Source organism: Actinomadura formosensis, from assembly GCF_050948385.1.
GTDB lineage: Bacteria > Actinomycetota > Actinomycetes > Streptosporangiales > Streptosporangiaceae > Spirillospora > Spirillospora formosensis.
The window spans coordinates 722599-742148 of sequence record NZ_CP192011.1 but is presented as its reverse complement, the minus strand read 5'-3'; the positions used below and the strand labels follow the sequence as shown (position 1 = coordinate 742148).

Genomic DNA, 19550 nt, shown 5'->3' with positions numbered 1-19550 from the left:
CGTCACTCGGCGGCGACCAGCTCGGCGATCTGCACGGTGTTCAGCGCGGCGCCCTTGCGGAGGTTGTCGCCGGAGCAGAACAGGGCGAGGCCGTTCTCCACGGTCTCGTCGCGCCGGATGCGGCCCACATAGGTGGGGTCCTGGCCGGCGGCCTGCAGCGGGGTCGGGACGTCCGCCAGCACGACGCCGGGCGCGCCCGACAGCAGCCCGCTCGCGCGCTCCGGGCTGATCGGACGCTCGAACCGGGCGTTGACCTGCAGCGAGTGACCGGTGAACACCGGAACGCGGACGCAGGTGCCCGACACCTTCAGGTCCGGGATCTCCAGGATCTTGCGGCTCTCGTTGCGGAGCTTCTGCTCCTCGTCGGTCTCGGCGAGACCGTCGTCCACGATCGCCCCGGCCATCGGCACGACGTTGAACGCGATCGGCCGCACGTACACGTTCGACTCGGGGAACTCCAGCGCGGCCCCGGAGTGGGTGAGCCGGTCGGCGTTCTGCACCACCTTGGACGCCTGGTCGTGCAGCTCGGAGACGCCCGCGAGGCCGCTGCCGGACACCGCCTGGTAGGTGGAGACGACGAGCGCGGTCAGCCCGGCCTCCTCGTGCAGCGGACGCAGCACCGGCATCGCGGCCATCGTGGTGCAGTTCGGGTTGGCGATGATCCCCTTGGGGCGGTTCCGCGCGGCGTGCGGGTTGACCTCGGAGACGACGAGCGGGACGTCCGGGTCCATCCGCCAGCCCGAGGAGTTGTCGATCACGACGGCGCCCGCGGCGGCGACCTTCGGCGCCAGCGCCCTGGACGTGGTCTTCCCCGCGGAGAACAGCACGATGTCGAGGCCGGTGTAGTCGGCGGTCGCCGCGTCCTCGACGGTGATCTCGGAGCCGTCCCACGGGAGCTTTCGGCCCGCCGAGCGCGCCGAGGCGAACAGCCGCAGCTCGTCCACCGGGAATCCGCGCTCGGCCAGGATTTCGAGCATCTTGGCCCCGACCTGTCCGGTGGCCCCGACGATGCCGACTCTCATGCCGCTCCCTCTGGTAGATCGCTTGTCCCCGGGCGAGTCTGCCCAGGTCGATGGCAGGACGTCCAGTCAGTAACCCTACGCGGAAGGGGCAAGCCCTCCTTAACGGAACGCGTCGAGCCCGGTGACGGCCTTGCCGAGTGTGAGCAGATGCACTGCCGTCCGTCCACGAGAGTACGTCGAGGCCGGCACCCTGACCGGACAGGGGTGTACTCAGGGATGAATCAGGGACGAATCCGGATGTCAGAACCCGGCGCCGCTGGGCATGATCCAGATATGGACATGGAGAAGCAGAACACGGGCAAGCAACTCCGCCGCACCCGCGAGGGCCGGATCATCGCGGGCGTCTGCTCGGGGGCCGCGCGGTTCCTCGGCGTCGACGCCAACATCCTGCGGCTCGGCCTCGCCGTCTTCACGCTGTTCGGCGGCGCCGGCATCGCCATCTACATCCTCGCGTGGCTGCTCATCCCGGAGGAGGGCGCGCCGACGTCGATCGCCGAGGACCTGGTCAAGAAGGCGAGCGCCTCCCCGACCGTCCAGGACGCCGTCCAGAAGACCAAGGACGCGGTCGGCGGCAAGAACCACGACCGGACCGGCGTCTAGGGCGCCGGAGCCGACCGGGTGATCCCGGACAGCTCGTCGCCGCCTCCGCCGGGCGAGGCGACGGCGGGCGCGACCGGCGTCCCGGCGACGAGGCCGCCGCGGACCTGCTTCCAGCCGAGCGTCAGCAGCGCGGCGGCCGACAGGCCGAGAACGCCCGCGAGCGCGACGACCGTCTCCGGCCCGAACACCTGCGCGGCGGCCCCGCCGGCGAGGATCCCGGCGCCCTGCCCGGCGAGGAGGCCGGACTGGGCGAGCCCGAACGCCTGCCCCCGCCCGGCCGCGGGCACCGCGGCCACGAACGCGGTGTTGGCCACCAACTGGTAGGCGCTGCCGACGCCCGACAGCGCCCACAGCGCGACGACCCACCACAGCGGCGGATGGATGCCCGCACCGATCAGCGGCAGGCAGGCGAGCATCGACATCCACCCCATGACGTGCAGCCGGTTCGCCGGACGGACGAACCGGCTGAACAGCACCGAACCGACCACCATCCCCGTCGGCATCGCCGCGAGCAGCAGCCCCGCGGTCACCGCGCCGCCGCCGAACGTCGCCGCGTACGGCACCGCCAGGCCCTCGGGGATCACGTAGAACGTGCACAGCCAGGCGAACAGCACCAGCGACCGCAGCACCCGGTCGCCGAACACGAGCCGCACACCGTCCCGCATCCCGCCCCACAGGCCCGGCGACCCGCGCTCCCGCCGTCTCGGCGCGGTCCGCCGCCGGAGCCCGCCGACGAGGATGACGGCCGACGCGCCGAACGTCAGGGCGTCCAGCGCAAGGGCCTCACGCGTACCGACGATCGCGACGACCGCGCCGCCTCCCAGGAAGCCGAGCACCTGCGTGACCTGGTTGGTGACGGTGGCGATCGCCGAGCCCGCCACATATCTGTCGCCTTCCAGGATGTCCGGCATGACGGCGGCACGCGCGGCGGAGAACGGCGTCCCCAGCAGGACGGTCAGGAACACCAGCGCGGACAGCGCCCCGACCGGCATCGCCACCAGCGCCATGACCGCCACCAGCACCGCCCGCAGCACATCGCAGACGATCATCACGGTGCGGCGCGGGAACAGGTCGGCCAGCCCGGACAGCACCGGCCCGCCCACGATCGGCGGAATGTAGGTCAGCGCGTAGACCAGCGCCGTGAGCAGCGCCGACCTCGTGTGGTCGTACACGAGCACGGCCAGCGCGACCTGCGCCAGCTGGTCCCCGAGAAACGACAGCGCCTGCGCCAGCCAGAGGGCGCGGAACTCCCGCACCGCGAACACCTCGCGGTAGGTCGCCTGCTCCTCCGCAGGACGACGATGCCAGCCGGTCTGCCTTCCCGCCACGCACGCTCCAGTTCAGTCCGCCCGGTGCCGGGCGCCCTCCCCATTAACTCACGCTGCGTGGTAGTTGTGTGACCTACAGTGGCATTTCTTCGAGTCAGTATCCTAGTTCGTGCAACTTCCGGTCATCGATCCCGAAGTGGTGTGCGATCTCGTGCACCACCGTTATCCGAACCTCCTCCACCACGTCCTCCCTGGTGTCGCAGATCCGGAGAATCTCTGTGCGGTAGATCGAAATGTGATCGGGCAGGACGGCCCCGTACCAGTCACCGCGCTCGGTAAGGGGTACGCCCTGGTACAGGCCGAGAAGTCCGCGCTCGGGCGCGTCGTCCTCGACGACGATGACGACATTGCGCATGTGGGCGGTCAGCTCGGGCGGGATGGCGTCGAGGGCCTCTGCCACGAGGTCCTCGAACTCATCGCGCGACAACTCCATCACACCCCCGATTCTGCTCCATAGAAAGGGAACACGTGCCCAAGGTCCGCACCGCGCTGGCCAAGGCCCTCGCCCCCCTCCACGCCTTCGGCGCCTCCACCGCCGGCCGCGTCCGCGCGTACGGCTCCCCCGTCGCCCGCCGCGTCGCCCCCGTCCTCACCGCCCGGTGGACACGCCTCGCCCTCGTCATCGTCATCGGCCTGGGCGCCGGCTACCTCGGCCTCCTCGGCGGCGGACGCTACGTCACCCCGGTCGGCCCGACCGACGTCCAGCTCACCCTCCACCCGTCCCTGCACGGCGGGACGACCCTGAAACTGCCCCCGCTGGGCTCCCTCCGCCTCGACACCCACGAGGGCCCCGTCTCGCTGGAGGCCCGGATCACCGACCTGCGTCCCGACCAGGCCAAGAAGCTGATCGAGGACGACACCGAACTCGACCGCCTCACCGACCACATCGCCGACCAGCTCCGGCACGGCCTCCTCCAGCTCCTCATCCGCGCCGTCCTGATCGCCCTGGCCGCGAGCTTCGTCGCGTCCCTGCTGCTCTTCCGCTCCCCCCGCCGCGCCCTGCTCGGCCTGACCTCCTCGGCCGTGGGCCTCGTCGCCCTCACGCTGCTGACCTGGGCGACGTTCAACCCCCAGTCGGTCGCCGAACCCCGCTACACGGGCCTGCTCGCCAACGCCCCCCAGATCGTCGGCGACGCCCGCAGCATCGTCGAACGCTTCTCCGCCTACCGCGCCCAGCTCGCCCGCCTCGTCGGCAACATCTCCGAGCTGTACACGACCACCTCGACCCTCCCCACCTACGAGCCCGACCCGTCGACCATCCGCGTCCTGCACGTCTCCGACATCCACCTGAACCCCGCCGCCTGGAACGTCATCAAGTCGGTCAGCACCCAGTTCAAGGTCGACCTCATCGTCGACAGCGGCGACCTCATGGACCACGGCAGCAAGCCAGAGGACAAGTTCGCCGACTCCATCTCCGACCTGAAGGTCCCCTACGTCTACGTCCGCGGCAACCACGACTCCAAGGGGTCCCAGAAGGCCGTCGGCCGGCAGAAGAACGCCATCGTCCTGGACGGCGACACCCGCGAGGTCAAGGGCCTGCGCATCTACGGCCTCGGCGACCCCCGCTTCACCCCCGACAAGAGCACCCGCGACGACTTCCTCGGCGCCGACCAGCTCTACGCCGAGGGCCTCCGCCACGCCGAGAAGCTCCGCGCCTCCGGCACCGTCCCCGACCTCGTCGTCACCCACGACCCCACCGAGGGCGAGGCATTCTCCGGCATCACCCCGCTGGCCCTCGCCGGCCACACCCACACACGCTCCACCAAACTCCTCCCCACCGGCACCCGCCTGTTCGTCCAGGGCTCCACCGGCGGCGCCGGCCTCCGCGGCCTCGAACACGAACAGCCCACCCCGATCGAACTGTCCGTCCTCTACTTCAGCCGCGCCTCCCACCGCCTCCAGGGCTGGGACGACCTGCGCCTCGGCGGCCTCGGCCTCACCTCCGCCCAGATCGAGCGCCACCTGGAACCCGAACCCGGCCGCGCCGTCAAGCCCCGCCCCCCGGCGTCCTCGCCCCCCGCCTCCCCGACCTCGCCGTTCCCCTCGCAGTTCCCGTCCGACTGGCCGTCCCGCAGCCCCAGCCCCACCGGCAGCCCGTCCTCGCCCCGCCCCCGCACCACCGAACCCCGGTAACCGTTTGCACGCCGCCCCGCCCCGTCCTCTACACTGACCACGTCGAGTGGCGACCATCTCCGCCACCACCGGGCCCCCTTCGTCTAGCGGCCTAGGACGCCGCCCTTTCAAGGCGGTAGCGCCGGTTCGAATCCGGTAGGGGGTACCACGCAGATCCGCGCGCTCCCGTCGCGCCGCCGCGAGACCGGCTCAGGGGTGCGCCCCAGATCGGCCGTTCCCGACGGAAGCTGATCCAGCGGTTCAGGGCGCGGACGTGGGGGTGCCGTGCTCCGGGGTTCCCGTAGCTTGGCCTGTGCGGCTTCGAGGTCAGCAGCGATCCGGGCGGCGCGTTCGTTGATGTTCCGGACGAACGCCTGGCTGGGGTCGTCCAGCAGCGCTGCGCCGCCCAGTGGGGTGATCTGGCCCGCCCGGACGGTCTCAGACGCTGGGCCCAAATGACGGCCGTCCGCTCTCGTAGGGGATCCACAGGAAACCGTCGGTGAAGCGGACGAAGGCGTTCATCGGCACGCCGAGCCGAACGTCCTCGGCCACGACCAGGCCGGGCAGCGCGCCCGCCGCGAGTTCTTCGGCCCACTCCCGCCGCAGCTCGACCGGATCGACGAAGACCTCCGGATCCCAGCCGGCTCGTGCGGCGCGGTATCCGGTGAGCGTGGCCAGGAGGGTGTAGAGGCCGGCGCCCAGCTCGCTCAGTTCCTCCGACGTCAGCCGCAGCTGAGGCCGGTTCCCGTCAAGCGCTACCTTGCATCCCACCTGGGCAGGGATGACGGACATCTCAAGGTAGGGCAAGCCGGCGGCATCATGCACGGTGGTGACCAGTGGCTCGTGCAGCCGGATGAGGTGCGGCCCGGCGGTCAGCGGAGGGTGCGCGGCAACGATGCGGCCGGCGTTCTCAACCGCTGCGTGATCCTGCCCGTAGTTGACGACAAGCTCGAACACGATCGCCATACGTCCCCCAGAGGCCACCTGACCCGCTCAAGCTGCGATCGTACGCGTGTCCGTCCACGGTGGACGGACACGGCCGGGCACACCGACAACAGCCGTGGATGCCTGGCCTCCGGATGCGCCGCTCGTGCGCCACCAGCGCGTCGAACTGGCCGTCGTCCAGCGCCGCGCATCGCCGTGGTGACGGCTATGCGCCCCGGCCTGCCCGGCACCGCGGACGTGAGCCCCCACGCTGCCGCGTGTGGTTCCAAGCGCCGGGCTTCGAAGCATGCCCTAGGGTCGCGGCCATGGCGACAGTGCTTTGCGTACCGCAATGGCAAGGTTCAGGCTCACCGAACGCCCGGCGGCTGATACCCGGTGCCCGAAGTGCCGCAGAATCGATTCAGGCCGACGCGCTGGTGACGGTGCCGGTGCTCGACACCGAGGGCAGGCGCGAGGCCGGGGTGCGCGGGCTGGACGTGCTCACAGAGAACCTGCGCCGCACCAGGGAAGCCCTGGCCGGCATCGACGACGCGGTGATCACCGTGGGCGGCGAATGCGCGGTGGACCTGGCGCCGCTGTCGGCCGCACGGGCCCGGTACGGCGACCGGCTGACGGTCCTGTGGATCGACGCGCACCCGGACCTGTACACCCCGCGAACTCTGCCGTCCGGTTCCTTCCACGGGATGATCCTGCGCACGCTGCTCGGCGAGGGCCCGGCACCGCTCGTCCCCGACCGGCCGCTGGCGCCGGAGCAGGTGATCCTCGCGGGCCTGAGGGCGTTCGAGCCCGACGTCCGTGAGCAGATCGAGGACTACATCGAGCGGGCGGGCATCCGTCGCCACGGCGTCAGTGACTTCGAGAAGGTCCTTGACGGCCTCAGCGGGCCGCTCTACGTGCACATCGATCTCGATGTTCTCGATCCGCCGGAGTTCGGTGCGACCTGCTATCCCGAACCGGACGGGGTCAGGCCGCAGCGGCTCATTGACCTGGTCTCCCAGCTGGACAACGTGGTCGGAGCCGCCATCACCGAGCACGCGCCCGCCGATGATGCCGGAAATCCTGACGAGGTCGAGACGATCCGCCGGCTGGGCGCCGCGTTGAGGGTGGGCGGATAGCCCGGCTGTTCATGCACGGGCCGACGGCCGTGGTCACCGGCTTGCCCACTCGCCGCGTCGACACCCCCGGCAGAGTGGAACGGCTTCAGGGCCGCTCGGGTTCGAGGTTGAGGAGTTGGGCCCAGATGGCTTGGGCGGTGTCTTGGTAGGTCTGGGCGAGGGTGGTGAGGCGGCGGTGGGGTTCGGGGTCGCACAGGTCGTCGGGCAGGAGGGGGTCATGGAGGATCGTGGCGATGGCCTGGCTGCCCAGCAGGAGTGATTCGTGGGCGAACTCCTCGGCGGTGAGGGTGGGCAGGCGGTCGAGGCTGGCGGTGAGGGCGGCGGTGGTCTGGTCGAGGCGGGTGGTGAGTGCGGCGGTGTCCCACAGGCCGCGTAGTTCGGTGTCGTGGGCGGGGTCGAGGTCGTGGACGCCGAAGACGGCGGCGCCGGGGGCCATGCCGGTGGCTTGAAGGGTGTCGCGCAGGGCGGTGATGCCGCCGGTGAGGTTGTCGGGCCGGATGTGGAGGGCACCGCGCCAGGGCCGGAAACCGAGGAGGTCCACGGCGCGGTCGTGGTGGCGCAGGACGGCGCGGTCGGTGCGGGCGGTGGTGGAGTTGTCGACGGCGGCCCAGGTGCCGGTCCAGGGGGTGCGGGTGGTGTGGCGGGCGGCCCAGTCCCGGACGTGGGGGTAGGTGAGCAGGGCCTCGGGGTGCAGGGTGTAGCTGCCGCGGCCGTCGCGGTCCAGGACGCCTTCGTCGTGCAGGCGCGTGGCGGCCATGCGGATGCTGGGGGCGCTGAGCCCCACGATCTGTCCGGCCCGGCACAGCGCGGCGATGGAGTAGCGGGTGCGGGGCCGGGCTGTGGCCAGGTCGAGCAGGAGTTTGCGGGCCGTCAGCTCGGTCATTTGTAACAGCTCCTAGACAGGATCTTCCGAAGCACGTTATAACCTGGTTCCGGTCCCCACTGTAGAGCCGCGCGGGCGGCGATAGGCCGGAGGTAGCGATGGGCGACGTGCGGGTGGAGGTCGAGGGATCGATCACCACGATCTGGATGGACCGGCCCGAGCGGCGCAACGCCGTCGACCGGGCCATGGCGGCGCAGTTGCGGGCGGCGTTCGAGGAATTCGAGGCCGACCCCGGCCGGCGGGTGGCGATCCTGGCGGGAGCCGGTGGCACGTTCTGCGCAGGCGCCGACCTCACCGCGGTCGGCGACCCCGAACGCAGTCACGAACTCGACCCGCAGGGAGGCGGAACCGGCCCGATGGGGCCGACCCGGATGGGGCTGAGCAAGCCGCTCATCGCCGCGATCAGCGGGCACGCCGTCGCGGGCGGCCTTGAACTGGCGCTGCTGGCCGACCTGCGGGTCGTGGAGCGCGAGGCGGTGATGGGCGTGTTCTGCCGCCGCTGGGGCGTGCCGCTCATCGACGGCGGGACGGTCCGGCTGCCCCGCATCGTCGGGCTCGGCCGCGCGCTCGACCTCATCCTCACCGGCCGTCCCGTGCACGCCGACGAGGCCCTGGCGATGGGCCTGGCCAACCGGGTCGTCGAGCCCGGACAGGCCGTCGCGGCGGCCCGTGAGCTGGCCGAGCAGATCGCGGCCTTCCCGTTCGGCTGCGTCCTGGCGGACCGGGCCTCCACCTACGCGGGCCTGGACCTCCCCCTGGCCGAGGCGCTGCGCGCCGAAGGAGCGGCCGGTGTCCCGATCGTCGCGGCCGAGGGCGTCGCCGGCGCCGCCCGCTTCGCCGCCGGCGAAGGCCGCCACGGAGTCTTCACCCGCACCGGCATCACCCCGACAGGAGACCAGCAATGAGCCCCACCACCCGTGAACTCATCGTCCGCGGCGCGCGCCAGCACGCCGACCGGATCGCCGTGGTGTTCGGCGACCGGCAGCTGACCTTCGCGCAGGTCGACGAGCTCAGCAATCGCCTGGCCCACGCTCTGGCCAAGGTCGGCGGCACCCACCGCCGCAGGGTCGGCCTGCTGGTGAACAACAGCCTGCTGAGCGTTCCCGTCGACTTCGCGTGCGTGAAGGCCGGGATCAACCGGGTCCCGCTGAACGCGCGGCTGTCGGCCGCGGAGCACACCGCGATGCTCACCGACACCGCCTGCGAGGTCGTGGTGTTCGGCGCCGACCTGACCGACCGGGCCCGCGAACTGGCCGCAGCGCTCCCGGGCGTCGCGTTCGTCGGCCTGGAGACCTCGCTCGGCACCGAGCCGACGCTCATGGAACGGGCGGCCAAGGCCCCGGCGACGCTGCCGGAGGTGGCGGTCGAGCCGGACGACGTCATCTTGACGCTGTTCACCTCCGGCACCACCGGCACGCTCAAGGCGGCCCAGCACACGCAGGCGTCCTACGCCGGGATCTGCCGCAACGTGCTGCTCAACCTGCTGCCCGCCACCCGCGAGGACGTGATGCTGCACGCCGCCAGCCTCATCCACGCCAGCGGCGTCTTCGTCCTGCCGCTGTGGCTGCGCGGCGGCCGGACCGTCATCCTGCCCGGTTTCTCCCCCGGCCCGTTCCTGCGGGCGATCGCCGCGCACGGCGCGACCGCGATCAACCTCGTCCCGACCATGATCCAGATGCTGGTCGAGGAGCCCTCCTTCACCACCACCGACGTCTCCACCCTCCAGCGGGTCATCTACGGCGCATCCCCGATGCCGCGGCCCGTGATCGAACGCGCCATGGACCTCTGGGGCCGCGAAAGGTTCTGGCAGTACTACGGGCAGACCGAGATCCCGCTGTGCATCGCCGTGCTGCGGCCCGAGGACCACGCGGGCGACCGGCTCGCCGCCTGCGGGCAGCTCGCCGCCGACATCGAACTGCGCCTGCTGGACGACCAGGGCCGTGAGGTGGCCGACGGCGAGGCGGGCGAGATCGTGGTGCGCGGCCCGTCGGCCACCGCCGGCTACTTCAACGCCCCCGAGCTGACCGCGCAGACCTACCGCGACGGCTGGATCCACACCCGCGACGTCGGCGTCCTGGACGAGCACGGCTTCCTGTTCCTCAAGGACCGCACCTCCGACATGATCATCAGCGGCGGGTACAACGTCTACCCCCGCGAGGTCGAGGACGCCCTGCTCACCCACCCCGCCGTCCGCGAGGCCGCCGTCGTCGGCACCCCCGACCCCCGCTGGGTCGAGGCCGTCACCGCCGTGATCGTCCCGGCCGGCGGCGCGACCGGCGACGACGCGCTGCGCGCCGAGCTCACCGCGCACGTCACCGCCCAGATCGCCTCCTACAAGAAGCCCCGCAGGATCGTCTTCCGCGACGCCGTCCCCAAGACCGCCGTCGGCAAGCTCGACCGCAAGCGCCTGCGCGCCGACCTCGCCGACCGCTGACCCCGCCCCGGCGGCCGGACGTGACACCCGTCCGGCCGCAGGGTCATGGGACCGGGAAGCGGGACAGATTGTCAGGCGGGTGCCGGGGGCCGCGGGAGCCGGTTGGGCCTCTCCGCAGGGGGCCGGCGCGGTTTCTCGTCGGCGCCCCCGTGAACGCCTGTCAGGAGGAGTCGCGTCGTCTTCCGGTGCGGTCGAGTACACATCCGATCGCGATGAGGATCCCGCTCAGGAGCGTGCCCATCACCACCAGAGAGAGCAGGATGGCGCGGGGTTCGATGTTGAGTGCCGCCAGGCCGGTGAGCACCAGGCCGAGGCCCGCCGCGAACAGCCACGGTCCCGCCTCGTCCCGCTCGGCTCCCTCCGTTCGCCCAGCCGCCAGCAGGCGAGGAACGGCCTTGGCGACGATGCTGCCCGTGACGACGAGGAGCAGGCCGAGGAGTTCGTTCACGCTTCCTCCTTGCGGTTCGTCATGTCGTCACCGGTCGGCGCGTGCGGGCCTGCCGGGCCGGCCTCGGGAGTGGCGCAGGGCCGAGGTCAGGTGGCGATTGAAGGGAGACGGATTCGGAATCGGCTGTCACGGTTCGAACCGGTAGCCCATTCCGGGCTCGGTGAGGAGATGCCGCGGGCGCGCCGGATCGTCCTCCAGCTTCCGGCGAAGCGAGGACAGGTAGACGCGCAGGTAGTTGGTCTCGCCGACGTGGTTCGGGCTCCAGACCTCGGTGAGGAGCCGGCGCTGCGCTATCAGCTTGCCCGGGTTGCGCAGCAGGATCTCCAGCAGCCTCCACTCGGTGGGGGTGAGGTGGACCCGCACCTCGTCCGGACCGTGGACGATCTTGCCGGTGAGGTCGACGGAGTACCGGCCCACATTCACCACGGACACGGCGTCGCCCGCGGGCACCCGGCGGGTGATCGCGCGGATCCGGGCCAGCAGTTCCTCGATGCCGAACGGCTTGGTGACGTAGTCGTCGGCGCCCGCGTCCAGCGCGTCGACCTTGTCGCCGCTGCCGGTCCGGCCCGACAGCACGATGATCGGAACCTGCGACCATCCGCGCAGTCCGCGGATGACGTCGACGCCGTCCAGGTCCGGCAGCCCGAGATCGAGGATGACCAGGTCCGGATGCCACTCCGCGGCCCCGATGAGGGCCTGCATCCCGTTCGCGGCGACCCGCACCTCGTAGTCACGGGCCCGCAGATTGAGCCGCAGTGTCGCCAGGATCTGCGGCGAGTCGTCCACCACCAGTACGCACGTCATGGCCGCTCATCCCTCACCCGGCCGCGAGCACGAAAGCGCTGACCGCGTCGCCGGCCAGCGGCCAGGCGCTAATTCCAGGCGATCCATGGTGCCCCTCCTTAGCGGCGCGTTCACGTTTGACTGATGCATATCTTTCAGCGGGTGACATCTACAGGGCCACGTTAATGACCGAACCATTCCACAGCGAGGTCGGCTACACATTATTGACGTCTTCGCCGGGAATCTGGACACCATCCTGACGCGGGGCCGTCCGCGGCAGAGTCCGCGTTCAGGTGAACAAAGTGGCAGCACTGCGTCGCCGGGCCTTCGCAAGGCGGGTGCGCAGCAGGAAGAACGAGTGCGGTTCCGGCAGCCGCGCGGCTGCCGGAACCGCACATCGGCGGTGGGCGCCTGGCAAAGGGGCGGTGGCGCCCACCTGCATCCATCGGGGCGGGGGCTCCCCGTGGATATTCAGAAAGGCCAGGAAACGCGGGCGGATTCGATGAGCGGAATGACCTCGAAGGCGGCGTCGGTGAGCCCGCGGAAGACATACCGGCCGGGAAGCGACGGCATCCGCATGGCGCCGGCCGCATCCCAGATGTAGGACGGGACGCCGGCCGGGAGGGCGGCCACAGGATCGTCCTGGCCCCGGGCAGATCCGCGGGGTTCGCCGGTGACGATGACGACCCGGTCATGCCGGTCGAAGCAGTCCCGGACCGCCGCCGCGGCGTCGCCGTCGGCCATCTCGCGGAACCGTTCGGTCACGGTTCTCAGGCCGGCGCCGCTCTGGAGCGGTACCCGAGCATGCGTGCCGCCGAACTGCACCAGGTCCGCCTGCTCGGCGCGGAGGGCGAGAGCACGGGCGAACGTGGCGGCTCGGCCGGCGACGGTCTGCGCGGTGTTCCCGGTCGCCTCGGTGAACATCGGTGCCGGATGGTCGAGGAGGATGAGCGTACGGCCCGGCAGGACGGGAACGGCGGCCAGCGCGGCCTCGGCGGCGCGTTCCAGCGCCCGGCCCCAGCGGCGGGCGGGCGTGGCCTCTCCGGCGGCGAGGATCTCCAGCGGCCGTACACCGGCCAGGGCCACCTGGTCTGCGTCGGCCAGCATCGCGGCGACCTCCCCGGCCGTCTGGTCGTCCAGGCCCGCCTCGTCGAAGTCGCGTAGAGCGCGCAGACGGTCGCGGTAACCCATGAGCGGCAGGACGGCGCGCCATGCCCGTGCGTCCAGCGGTTCACCGAGCCAGCCGGGGATCATGTCCGCGGTCATCGCGGCTTGGACGAGGATGTCGGACGCATCGGCGCGCCGCAGGATGTCGCGCCGCTCCTCCCGCGAAAGCCGGTGCAACGCGGCGCGGGCGTGCAGCCTGGGCAGCGACACCGGAACCTCGTGCGGCGAGCCGCCGTGAGACGCGAGAAGGTGGTGGAACAGGTCGCTCTGGACGCCGGCGGCGGGCCTCGGATGCGTCATCTTGATGACATCGGCGAAGCGCACTTCCCCGCCCGGCCGGTCGTGGACGGCCACTGCCCGCTCGTCGTAGAGCACGAGGGCGGCATCGGCCACCCCTCGTTTGATCGGCTTCGGGACGGGGTGGCCGTACCGGCGGAACCAGTAGCCGAGCAGTTCTCCGGGCTGATCCGCGCTGCGCAGGATGCCGCTGATCAGCTGGCGGTTGCCACCGGAGGCGGTGAGACCTGCCCGCAGCCCGGCGCGGACCCATTCGACCGCGGCGACGATCGCCGCCGATCCGAGCGGCTCGCGTGCCGCCAGCCAGCCGATCAACCGGCACGACCAGGCGGCGTCCGCCAGCGCCAGGTGGGCGGCCAGGTCGGCGAACCGCCGGTCGGTGGCCGAGGTGAGGCTCTCCCCCTCGGCCAGTCCCCGCACCGCCAGGAAGAACAGCTCCTCTTTCGCGGCGCCGGCCCGGTCCGGAATGACGGCACCCTGACGGGACGCACTCATGGGTATGACACTTCTTTCTCGACAATGCGCGTACGAGTGAACTCTCCGGAAAGGGCGCCCGGTCGGTCACGTCCGTCCGTGGCGAGGCCGTGGAGGCGATCTTCATGGGGCCGATGTGCGGCGCATCCGTGTCCCCACCGCCCCGGCGACCGTACCGGCGCCGACCAGGGCCAGCAGCCGGGCGAGGTCCCACGGCCCGCGGACCACCAGGTCACCGGACCCGACGACGTCGAAACCGGTCACGAACGCCCAGGCCACAACGCCGAGAACCGCGCCGACGACAGGTGGGGCGGCCAGTGACCAGCCGACCACGGACGCCGCCGCGATCACGAACCCCACCGGCCAGGGCATGTTCTTGAGCACGACCGCGATCACGAACGCGCACAACGCACCCCCCGCCAGCGACCAGGCAGCCGACTCCAGCCGCTCCAACGCCGCCTCCCAGCGCATCTCACGCCCCGGCTCCTTCCAGGACTCCATGGAGTAAAGCGCCTATTCGGGGAGATTCGGCCGAACTTGACGAGCTCTTAGCACCTGTACCGCCATTTTTAACGCTTTCCTAACGGCACCCGAAAGGTGGCGAGTGGGGCCTATGAGCTTGACCAGGGAAGTGGGATTTATCCGGTCTACGGCAGGGGGAGCCGGCCGCCCGGGGTGACGAAGATCGTGGTGAGGGCGGTCAGGGCCACCACGGTCACGGCGATGGTCATCAGCAGGAGGGCGCCGCGGTGCTCGGCCGTGCCCTCGCGGCCGGCCGGGCGCACCAGGCGGCCGAGAAGGTAGACCAGTGCGCTCATGCCCAGGATGACCGCCCCGGCGACGGGGGACCACTTGAGCACGACCCCGCCCAGCGCCCCGAACGAGATGGCGGTGCGGATCCAGGCCAGCTCGGTGCGCTCCCGGGCCAGGCCGGGATCGAGGTCCTCCATGTCCTCCCGTGTCATTCCAGCACCGCCGACAGCAGGACGACCACCACCGCCACGAAGGCCAGCACCGCCACGGTGATCGACAGGACGCGGGGCAGCGGGGAGCGCGGCAGCGGCTCGCCCCGGCGCAGGGCCCGCTGGTTGCGGCCCCATTCGACGAAGCTGCCGATGGACACCAGGGCGCCGAAGACGATGAGCGGGACGGCGAGCATGTGCCGTCCCGCGGGCACCCCGGTGAACGGCGGCAGCAGCTGGACGATGGCGAGCCCGGCGACGATCAGCGCGAGCGCCGTGCGGTTCCAGGCGAGGAAGGTCCGCTCGTTGGCGAAGGTGAACCGGGCGTCCGGTTCGCCTTCGGGCGGCTCCTGGGACGCCGCGTCCTCGGCCTCCGAACGGCCGGACGGGTCGGCGCTCACTCGGCCTTCCGCACGTAGAAGTAGAACACGCCGTCCTCCTCCCCCGACTCCAGGACCTCGTCGTCGTTGGCCTCGGCCCAGGCGGGGATGTCGCCGAGCGAGCCCCGGTCGGTGGCCAGGACCTTGACGACCTGGCCGGGCCGGAGCCCGCGCATGGCCTTGGTCGCCGCCATCACCGGCATGGGGCACATGAGGTCGCGGGCGTCGACGAGCCGGTCTTCTATGACGTCCATGGTCCCTCCTAGATGAACATGGTCACGTGGGCGCGGCGGGCCTCCGCCATGAAGGCGGTGGCCCCGGCGAACTCGACTCCGTCGACGAAGTCGTCCTGGGTGTACCCGAAGACGTCGGCGCTCATCTGGCAGGCGACCAGCCGGACGCCGGCCTCCCGGGCGGTGTCCAGCAGTTCGCCGATGGCGGCGATGTTGTTCTTCGCGAACTTGGCGCGCATCATGGCCGACGCCATGGGCACCATGCCCGGGAGCGCGGAGACGATGTCGGGGATCCGCACCGGCATCGGCATGGCGGGGTTGCCGACCGGGTCGATCTTGAGCTTGCGGGCGAAGTCCCGGTGGACGATGTTGAGCCCGTAGAGAGTGAAGAAGATCGTGGTGTCCATGCCGACGGCGGCCGCGGAACTGCCCAGGATCAGCGGCGGGTAGGCCCAGTCGAGCGTCCCCTTGGAGGCCGCGAAGGCGGCCTTGCGGGTGGACGGATCCTCCTTGAACGCCCGCTGGACCTCCTCGCGGACGATCCGCCGGACGTCGTCCTCGGTGACGGGCAGGTGGGCTGTGTCGGTCTCATGAGACATGGGTCATCTCCATCGCTGCGTGGTGGAGGTCGGTCAGGGCGCGGCGGGTGGACTCCGCGCGGTCGGCCCAGTGCCCGGCGGGAACGCCGGGCGGGGCCGAGTCATGCCGTTTCCGCCAGCCGGCGGCCTCGGCCGCGAGCCAGCCGAACGCGGCGGCGGGATCCTGGTCGATGAGCGAGCGCAGGACGAACGCGCGCTCTCCGGCCCGCGGTCCGAGCCCGGTCTCCCGCGCCCCCCGCGCCAGGTCGGCGCGGGTGAGGATCAGGCCGCTGCGCGCCGGGGCCAGGAGCGCGCGCACGAACGTCTCGTCTCCGGGGCGGGGCGGGCCGGGGACGTCCCGCAGGTGCGCGGCGGAAGGCGGCGCGGCCAGTTCCTGCGCCTCGGCCGCCAGCGCGCCGGTCAGCAGCCGGGCCCAGGCGGCGTGGAAGCCGGGCGCGGTGGCGGCCACCGCCTGGGCGTACGGCGGGACCCAGGTCAGCAGGTGCTCCGCCAGCAGCGTCCGGCGCGCGTGCCGCCACATCAGGCGCCGGGCGGGCTCGGCCTCGGCGTATTCGTGTTCGGCGAGCGAGGCGTACAGGCCGAGCAGCGCCGCCAGATGGTCGGGTTCGGCGGGCGGCCGCAGCCGCAGGGCCCGCCAGAACCCGGCGATCCGCTCCGCGGCCCGGCCGCCGAGCATCCCGTCCGGCCCGAGGTAGACGGAGGCGTAGGGGACGAGCTGGAGGACGAAAACCGCGGTGTGGGCCTCCGCGTCGGCGCCGCCGGGCAGGCCGAGCGCCTCGGTGAGCCGGGCGTGTGCCGGGTCGGGGGGCTCGCACAGCGCGCCGAGCGCGCGGAACAGCTCAGGTGAGAGGGCCATCGGCGGGCTCCTCCGCGAGCAGGTAGGCGTCCCGGGACGGTTTGAGCGGGCGCATCAGCCAGTAGGGGCGCCGGGTGCCGTCGGGTGAGTGGGCGGTGGCGTCCCGCGTCCTGGCCAGCCATCTGCGGTAGGCGGCGTGGGCCTTGGCGGTGTCGACGGCGATGTCGCCGTAGGCGTCGCCGGGTCCGGCCGGGCGGACGCGGACGGCCTGGTGCCAGCAGTGCTGGCCGGAGATCGGGTCGGGCTGGACGGGGAAGGTCAGGTTCTGGTGCACGCCGACGTCCCCCCACCAGATGCGGCGGGTGTCGGGGTCGGCCGACCCGTACGGCTCCACTCCCCGGCGCCGGTGCATCGACCACCGGTCCCCGGCCTTGGCGAGGTCGACGGTGGCGGCGACCTGGCGTGGCCCGCCGTCGGTGTGGCCGGCGGGCTTCCAGCGCCCCATGTGGTGGCTGCAGGCGACGACGCCCGGCCGGATGCCCTCGGTGACCCACGCCTTGAGCACGAAGTGACCGATCTCGGTCTCGACGCGGACCAGGTCGCCCATCGCGACACCGAGCGGCGCGGCGTCGTCCGGATGGATCCACAGCGGGTTGGTGTGCGCCAGTTCGTTCAGCCACTTGGCGTTGGCGCCGCGCGTGTGGATCTGCGTCGGCAGCCGGAACGTGGAGATGAGCACCTTCTGCCCGGGTTCCAGCGCCGACGGGTGGACGTGGCTGCGGATGTAGCCGGGCAGCGCGTGCTCCGGCCAGCCCCACTCGGCCAGCGTCCGGGAGTAGAACTCGAGCCGGCCGCTGGGCGTCGGGAAGCCGCGCCGGACGACGCCGTCCACGCGAACCCCCACCGGCCGGCGGCCCTCGGCGTCGGGCTCGGGTGTGGCGACCGGGACGATGTTGGGTCCGGGCACCGGCGGCACCGGCGAGTACACGCGGCCGAACGCGTCGTCCACGGCGCCGTCGAGGACGCCGGCGGGGACCTCCTCCTCGTGTACCGGCCCCACGCCGGAGCGGATCTCGAACGCGCCGTACCGGCGCATGTACTCCAGCGGGGTGCGGCCCTCGGCCGCCGCGGCCTCGGGCAGGCCGGGCACCGAGTGCTCGAACATGTGGCCGTAGTACTCGTCGACCGTCAGCTTCTCGCCGGGACGGGCGGCGGACTCGTGGTGCCGCCGGATGCCGAGGGAGCCGTCCGGGTCGATCCGCCAGGACAGCTCCGTCCAGAACTCGTTCTCCTCCCACACCTGCCCGGGGTTGACGTCGCGGGTGTCGGTGACCGTCTCGCCGAGCCGGGCGCGGGCGGCGCGCAGCACCGGCTGCCGGAAGCCGATCCACTGGCCGTCGTACTGCTCGTAGGAGTGGACGTCGTGGCGCTCGGAGCCGACGCCCATGGGAAGGATGTAGTCGGCGAAGTAGGCTGTCTCGTTCCAGGTCGGGGTGAGGGCGGCGTGCAGGCCGACCAGGTCGGTGTCGGTCAGCGCCTCCACCCAGCTCAGCCCGTCGGGGTTGGTCCACACCGGGTTGTAGACGCGGCTGAAGTACACCTCCAGCCGGCCGCGGCCCTCCTTGAGGAAGTGGGGCAGCAGGAACGACAGTTCGTTCAGCGCCAGCGGGTACTCCACCGGCCAGGTCAGCTCGTTCCACGTGGTGGGGTGCCCCGGCATGTGGATCGGGCGGGGCACGAACTTGTTCCAGGCGTTGGGGTGGGTTCCGCCTTCGGTGGCGACCGCGCCGAGCAGGCAGTTGAGCAGGAACAGGCACCGCGAGACCTGCCAGCCGCCGAGGTTCCCGGCCGCCGCCGACCGCCAGTTGTGGGTGGACAGCCGCGTGCCCGCGCCCGCGACGGCCTCGGCGATCCGGGCGATGACGGACGCGGCCACACCCGACTCCGCGGCGGCGAACTCGAAGGTGTACTCCGCGTACAGCTCGCCCAGGATCCGCTCGAACCGCTCGAACGTCGCCTCCTCCCCCGGGTGCTCGGCGGCCAGGTACTCGCGCCAGTTCCACCAGCGCCGCACGAACTCCCGGTCGTGGCGGCCGGTCGCGATGAGATGGCGCGCGATCGCCAGCAGGATCGCCGCCTCCGAGCCCGGCTGCGGCGCGATCCAGTGGTCGGCGTGGGTGGCGGTGTTGGACAGGCGGGTGTCGAAGACGATGAGGGTCGCGCCGCGGGCCTTGGCGTCCATGACGCGCTGCGCGTGCGGGTTGAAGTAGTGCCCGGCCTCCAGATGCGAGCTGATCAGCAGGATGACGTCGGCGCCCGCGTGGTCGGGGCTGGGCCGGTCGATGCCCGTCCAGAAGTGGTAGCCGGCGCGGGCACCGGACGAGCACACGTTGGTGTGGGAGTTGTGGCCGTCCACGCCCCAGCTCGCCAGGACCCGCTCGGTGAAGCCGTCCTCGCCGGGCCGGCCGACGTGGTACATGACCTCGTTGGGCCGCCCCCCGGTGATCGCTGCGCGGATCCGGGCGGCGATGTCGTCCAGCGCCTCGTCCCAGCTCACCTGCGTCCAGCGGCCCTCGCCGCGGGCGCCGGCGCGCTTGAGCGGGGCGAGGATGCGGTCGGGGTCGGTGACCTGGTTGAGCGTCGCGGGTCCCTTGGCGCAGTTGCGGCCCCGCGACCCGGGGTGCTCCGGGTTGCCCTCGAACTTGCGGACGGTCAGCGTCTCGCGGTCGACATAGGCCAGCAGGCCGCAGGCGGACTCGCAGTTGAAACAGGTCGTGGGCACGAGCATGGACCGGTGCTCGCTGCGCCGCGCGTCCAGCTCGACCCAGTCGTCCCAGCGCTCCTTCGGCGGGAACGCGGCCAGGTGCACCCGGCTGGCGCCCGGATAGAACGTCTCCCCGCGCGCCGCCGTGTCCTGCCGCGCCGCACTGACGCGAGCGGCGATCTCTTCAAGTCCCGGCATCGGTCCTCCT

The 19550-nt window shown here is 71.8% G+C and carries 20 protein-coding genes and 1 tRNA gene; 6 read left to right on the top strand and 15 right to left on the bottom strand.

Features of this window, described 5'->3' with window-relative positions; translation table 11 throughout:
* Positions 1 to 2: 2 nt before the first annotated feature.
* Positions 3 to 1022 (bottom strand): aspartate-semialdehyde dehydrogenase, encoded by a 1020-nt coding sequence (locus ACQP1N_RS03460; protein ID WP_067793185.1) that lies wholly within the window; start codon positions 1020 to 1022, stop codon positions 3 to 5.
* A 273-nt stretch (positions 1023 to 1295) separates the two neighbouring features.
* Between ACQP1N_RS03460 and ACQP1N_RS03455 the strand changes: the two genes are divergently transcribed.
* A complete protein-coding gene (locus tag ACQP1N_RS03455) occupies positions 1296 to 1622 on the top strand; it encodes a PspC domain-containing protein (RefSeq protein ID WP_067793186.1) in 327 nt (108 codons plus the stop codon).
* Here the strand turns inward: ACQP1N_RS03455 and ACQP1N_RS03450 are convergent.
* Positions 1619 to 2950, bottom strand: a complete 1332-nt coding sequence (locus ACQP1N_RS03450) for an MFS transporter (RefSeq protein ID WP_433229068.1) — start codon at positions 2948 to 2950, stop codon at positions 1619 to 1621. The two genes, ACQP1N_RS03455 and ACQP1N_RS03450, sit on opposite strands and share 4 nt — an antisense overlap.
* 94 nt (positions 2951 to 3044) lie before the next feature.
* Entirely contained in the window at positions 3045 to 3386 is a 342-nt protein-coding gene (locus ACQP1N_RS03445) for a metallopeptidase family protein (RefSeq protein WP_067793187.1), read from the bottom strand.
* 32 nt (positions 3387 to 3418) lie between these two features.
* On the opposite strand from ACQP1N_RS03445, the gene ACQP1N_RS03440 reads away from it, so the two are divergent.
* Complete coding sequence (locus ACQP1N_RS03440) at positions 3419 to 5083, top strand: metallophosphoesterase family protein (protein WP_433229066.1); 1665 nt, start codon at positions 3419 to 3421, stop codon at positions 5081 to 5083.
* A gap of 72 nt (positions 5084 to 5155) precedes the next feature.
* Positions 5156 to 5231: transfer RNA gene (locus ACQP1N_RS03435), tRNA-Glu, on the top strand.
* Between the two features lie 269 nt (positions 5232 to 5500).
* On the opposite strand, the gene ACQP1N_RS03430 is transcribed toward ACQP1N_RS03435, so the two are convergent.
* Positions 5501 to 6028, bottom strand: a complete 528-nt coding sequence (locus tag ACQP1N_RS03430; protein ID WP_433229064.1) for a hypothetical protein — start codon at positions 6026 to 6028, stop codon at positions 5501 to 5503.
* 395 nt (positions 6029 to 6423) lie between these two features.
* On the opposite strand from ACQP1N_RS03430, the gene ACQP1N_RS03425 reads away from it, so the two are divergent.
* Positions 6424 to 7122: an arginase family protein gene (locus ACQP1N_RS03425; protein ID WP_207394007.1), complete on the top strand. Its 699-nt coding sequence runs from the start codon at positions 6424 to 6426 to the stop codon at positions 7120 to 7122.
* Between the two features lie 85 nt (positions 7123 to 7207).
* On the opposite strand, the gene ACQP1N_RS03420 is transcribed toward ACQP1N_RS03425, so the two are convergent.
* Positions 7208 to 8005, bottom strand: coding sequence for a hypothetical protein (locus ACQP1N_RS03420; protein WP_067796597.1), 798 nt, complete (start codon positions 8003 to 8005; stop codon positions 7208 to 7210).
* Positions 8006 to 8103: 98 nt separating this feature from the next.
* Here ACQP1N_RS03420 and ACQP1N_RS03415 point away from each other — a divergent pair, with 98 nt between their 5' ends.
* The gene (locus tag ACQP1N_RS03415; protein WP_067796594.1) at positions 8104 to 8910 is read left to right on the top strand and encodes a crotonase/enoyl-CoA hydratase family protein; all 807 of its coding nucleotides are present in this window, start codon (positions 8104 to 8106) and stop codon (positions 8908 to 8910) included.
* Positions 8907 to 10439 carry a class I adenylate-forming enzyme family protein gene (locus tag ACQP1N_RS03410; protein ID WP_433229063.1) on the top strand — a complete coding sequence of 511 codons (1533 nt, stop codon included), beginning with the start codon at positions 8907 to 8909 and terminating at the stop codon, positions 10437 to 10439. Before ACQP1N_RS03415 ends, ACQP1N_RS03410 begins: the two co-directional genes overlap by 4 nt.
* 160 nt (positions 10440 to 10599) lie before the next feature.
* Here the strand turns inward: ACQP1N_RS03410 and ACQP1N_RS03405 are convergent, their stop codons facing one another.
* The 10 genes from ACQP1N_RS03405 to ACQP1N_RS03360 all read right to left on the bottom strand — a co-directional run bounded on the left by ACQP1N_RS03405 (position 10600) and on the right by ACQP1N_RS03360 (position 19540).
* The gene (locus ACQP1N_RS03405; protein ID WP_067796588.1) at positions 10600 to 10887 is read right to left on the bottom strand and encodes a hypothetical protein; all 288 of its coding nucleotides are present in this window, start codon (positions 10885 to 10887) and stop codon (positions 10600 to 10602) included.
* A 126-nt stretch (positions 10888 to 11013) separates the two neighbouring features.
* Entirely contained in the window at positions 11014 to 11691 is a 678-nt protein-coding gene (locus tag ACQP1N_RS03400) for a response regulator (RefSeq protein WP_067796584.1), read from the bottom strand.
* Positions 11692 to 12141: 450 nt separating this feature from the next.
* Complete coding sequence (locus ACQP1N_RS03395) at positions 12142 to 13629, bottom strand: TROVE domain-containing protein (protein WP_433229060.1); 1488 nt, start codon at positions 13627 to 13629, stop codon at positions 12142 to 12144.
* Between the two features lie 102 nt (positions 13630 to 13731).
* Positions 13732 to 14109, bottom strand: a complete 378-nt coding sequence (locus ACQP1N_RS03390) for a hypothetical protein (RefSeq protein ID WP_131732553.1) — start codon at positions 14107 to 14109, stop codon at positions 13732 to 13734.
* A 146-nt stretch (positions 14110 to 14255) separates the two neighbouring features.
* Positions 14256 to 14573 carry a DUF202 domain-containing protein gene (locus tag ACQP1N_RS03385; protein ID WP_084262796.1) on the bottom strand — a complete coding sequence of 106 codons (318 nt, stop codon included), beginning with the start codon at positions 14571 to 14573 and terminating at the stop codon, positions 14256 to 14258.
* Complete coding sequence (locus ACQP1N_RS03380) at positions 14570 to 14971, bottom strand: YidH family protein (RefSeq protein WP_084262795.1); 402 nt, start codon at positions 14969 to 14971, stop codon at positions 14570 to 14572. The genes ACQP1N_RS03385 and ACQP1N_RS03380 overlap by 4 nt, the downstream gene beginning before the upstream one ends.
* Entirely contained in the window at positions 14968 to 15204 is a 237-nt protein-coding gene (locus tag ACQP1N_RS03375; RefSeq protein WP_067796573.1) for a sulfurtransferase TusA family protein, read from the bottom strand. Before ACQP1N_RS03375 ends, ACQP1N_RS03380 begins: the two co-directional genes overlap by 4 nt.
* A gap of 8 nt (positions 15205 to 15212) precedes the next feature.
* Positions 15213 to 15782, bottom strand: coding sequence for a DsrE/DsrF/DrsH-like family protein (locus ACQP1N_RS03370; protein ID WP_084262794.1), 570 nt, complete (start codon positions 15780 to 15782; stop codon positions 15213 to 15215).
* Positions 15772 to 16638 (bottom strand): TorD/DmsD family molecular chaperone, encoded by an 867-nt coding sequence (locus ACQP1N_RS03365; protein ID WP_067796570.1) that lies wholly within the window; start codon positions 16636 to 16638, stop codon positions 15772 to 15774. The genes ACQP1N_RS03370 and ACQP1N_RS03365 overlap by 11 nt, the downstream gene beginning before the upstream one ends.
* On the bottom strand, positions 16622 to 19540 hold the full coding sequence (locus tag ACQP1N_RS03360) for a molybdopterin dinucleotide binding domain-containing protein (protein WP_433229057.1): 2919 nt from the start codon (positions 19538 to 19540) through the stop codon (positions 16622 to 16624). The genes ACQP1N_RS03365 and ACQP1N_RS03360 overlap by 17 nt, the downstream gene beginning before the upstream one ends.
* Between the last annotated feature and the right edge of the window lie 10 nt (positions 19541 to 19550).